This window comes from Photobacterium andalusiense (genome assembly GCF_900185625.1).
GTDB lineage: Bacteria > Pseudomonadota > Gammaproteobacteria > Enterobacterales > Vibrionaceae > Photobacterium > Photobacterium aquimaris.
The window spans coordinates 1-1,345 of the sequence record NZ_FYAJ01000035.1; the positions used below are offsets into that span (position 1 = coordinate 1).

A 1,345-nucleotide genomic window follows, 5' to 3' on the forward strand; every position below is an offset into this window, starting at 1 on the left:
CGCTAGAGATAGCTTAGTGCCTTCGGGAACTCTGAGACAGGTGCTGCATGGCTGTCGTCAGCTCGTGTTGTGAAATGTTGGGTTAAGTCCCGCAACGAGCGCAACCCTTATCCTTGTTTGCCAGCACGTAATGGTGGGAACTCCAGGGAGACTGCCGGTGATAAACCGGAGGAAGGTGGGGACGACGTCAAGTCATCATGGCCCTTACGAGTAGGGCTACACACGTGCTACAATGGCGTATACAGAGGGCTGCAAACTAGCGATAGTAAGCGAATCCCACAAAGTACGTCGTAGTCCGGATTGGAGTCTGCAACTCGACTCCATGAAGTCGGAATCGCTAGTAATCGTGAATCAGAATGTCACGGTGAATACGTTCCCGGGCCTTGTACACACCGCCCGTCACACCATGGGAGTGGGCTGCACCAGAAGTAGATAGCTTAACCTTCGGGAGGGCGTTTACCACGGTGTGGTTCATGACTGGGGTGAAGTCGTAACAAGGTAGCCCTAGGGGAACCTGGGGCTGGATCACCTCCTTACCTAAAGACTTATGCTGTTTTATGCAGTGTCCACACAGATTGCTTGGTCGAAATGTAAAAGAGCCACTTATTGTTGCCCAACAACAATAAGTATGAACATTGTCCCGTTCGTCTAGAGGCCTAGGACACCGCCCTTTCACGGCGGTAACAGGGGTTCGACTCCCCTACGGGACGCCACTTCTCTTTGAAGTGAAAATTGGGTCGTTAGCTCAGTTGGTAGAGCAGTTGACTTTTAATCAATTGGTCGCAGGTTCGAATCCTGCACGACCCACCATTTCCTTTCCACGAAGGAAAGCTAGTTTGGTTTTACTTTTTAAAGTGAAAACAAATAGCAACTATCGTGGGCGATTAGCTCAGTTGGGAGAGCACCTCCCTTACAAGGAGGGGGTCACTGGTTCGAGCCCGGTATCGCCCACCACTTTCTCTTTTTAGAGAACTTCTCCTAAAGAAGTAAAACTTTAAGGGGCTATAGCTCAGCTGGGAGAGCGCTTCGCTGGCAGCGAAGAGGTCTGCGGTTCGATCCCGCATAGCTCCACCACTTTATAAATGCATTCGTAAGAGTGTGATTACAAAGTGGTTATCATTAGATAATTGCATGCTCTTTAACAATCTGGAAAGCTGACTAGTAAATTCAATCGAAAGATTGATTTTAAAAATGTTTTTGTTGTTTCTTGTAAAAGAAGAATAAAAACGAGTTCTCAAAACATACACATTCAAGTGTCTGTGTTTGCTTTCACTTTTTAAAGTGAAGACAAATAAATGAGTCCGGCGAAAAACCAATGTTTAATATTTTCTTGATCGGATTATTA

At 46.7% G+C, this 1,345-nt stretch carries 4 tRNA genes and 1 rRNA gene; all 5 read left to right on the forward strand.

The features are described 5' to 3' along the window. Positions 1–536: ribosomal RNA gene (locus PAND9192_RS20210) — 16S ribosomal RNA — on the forward strand; the annotation flags it as partial. A 101-nt stretch (positions 537–637) separates the two neighbouring features. After that, positions 638–713: transfer RNA gene (locus tag PAND9192_RS20215), tRNA-Glu, on the forward strand. Between the two features lie 21 nt (positions 714–734). Continuing rightward, positions 735–810: transfer RNA gene (locus PAND9192_RS20220), tRNA-Lys, on the forward strand. 68 nt (positions 811–878) lie between these two features. After that, positions 879–954: transfer RNA gene (locus PAND9192_RS20225), tRNA-Val, on the forward strand. 44 nt (positions 955–998) lie between these two features. After that, positions 999–1,074, forward strand: a tRNA-Ala gene (locus tag PAND9192_RS20230). Positions 1,075–1,345: the final 271 nt, after the last annotated feature.